This window comes from Pseudomonas sp. RIT-PI-S, assembly GCF_025642975.1.
GTDB lineage: Bacteria > Pseudomonadota > Gammaproteobacteria > Pseudomonadales > Pseudomonadaceae > Aquipseudomonas.
On sequence record NZ_JANZKJ010000037.1, the window covers coordinates 1 to 920 of the forward strand.

General features: G+C 68.6%; 1 protein-coding gene. It reads right to left on the reverse strand.

The features are described from left to right. A partial coding sequence (locus tag OGL93_RS22135; RefSeq protein ID WP_263265164.1) for a condensation domain-containing protein occupies positions 1-920 on the reverse strand: 920 nt, incomplete at both ends.

Genomic DNA, 920 nt, shown 5'->3' on the forward strand with positions numbered 1-920 from the left:
TCCTCGGCATAGGCGTCGGCCAGGGCTTGCACGGTGGTGCGGTCGTATTGTTCGCGGCTGAAGGTCCAGTCGATCTGCAGCGTGCCGTCGTACACCTGGCCGTTCAGGCTCAGCCAGTTGCCCAACGGGGCCTGGGCGTCCATCTCGGCGCCGGCGGGCTCGGTGGCCGGACGCAGCAAGGCCTGTTCGTCGAACTGGCCGTCGAACTGCCCCAGGTAGTTGAAGGTGATGCGCGGCTGCGCCCACCTGGCCAGCTGGCTGGCCACGTCCGGGGCGGCCATGTAGCGCAGCAGGCCGTAGGTCAGGCCCTTGCCGGGCACCGAGCGCAGCTGTTCCTTGACCGCTTTGATCGAAGTGCTTAAGTCATCCGCAGGTTGCAGATGCACCGGATACAGGCTGGTGAACCAACCGACGGTGCGGCTCAGGTCCAGGTCGTCGAACAGCTGCTCGCGGCCATGGCCTTCCAGTTGCAGCAAGGCGCTCGGCTCGCCGCTCCAGCGGCAGATCACCCGCGCCAGTGCGGTAAGCAGCAGGTCGTTGACCTGGGTGCGGTAGGCGGCGGGCGCCTGCTGCAACAGTTGCCGGGTCACCGCAGGCGGCAGCGAGGTGCGCACGCTGTCCGCCAGGCTGACCAGGGCGCGACCGGCCGGGCGGTCGCAGGGCAGCGTTGCCGGGGCGCCACGCAGGTGGGCTTCCCAGGCTGCCAGCTCATCGAGCATGGCCGGGCTTTGGGCGTGGGCCTGCAAGCGTTCCGCCCAGGCTTTGAAGGCGCTGGTTTTGGCCGGCAGTTTCGGCGGCTGGCCGGCAACGGCGGCCTGATAAGCGCTGTGCAGGTCTTCCAGCAGAATTCGCCAGCTCACCCCGTCCACCACCAAGTGATGGATCGCCAGCAGCAGCCGCTGGCTGCCATCGGGCAGGCG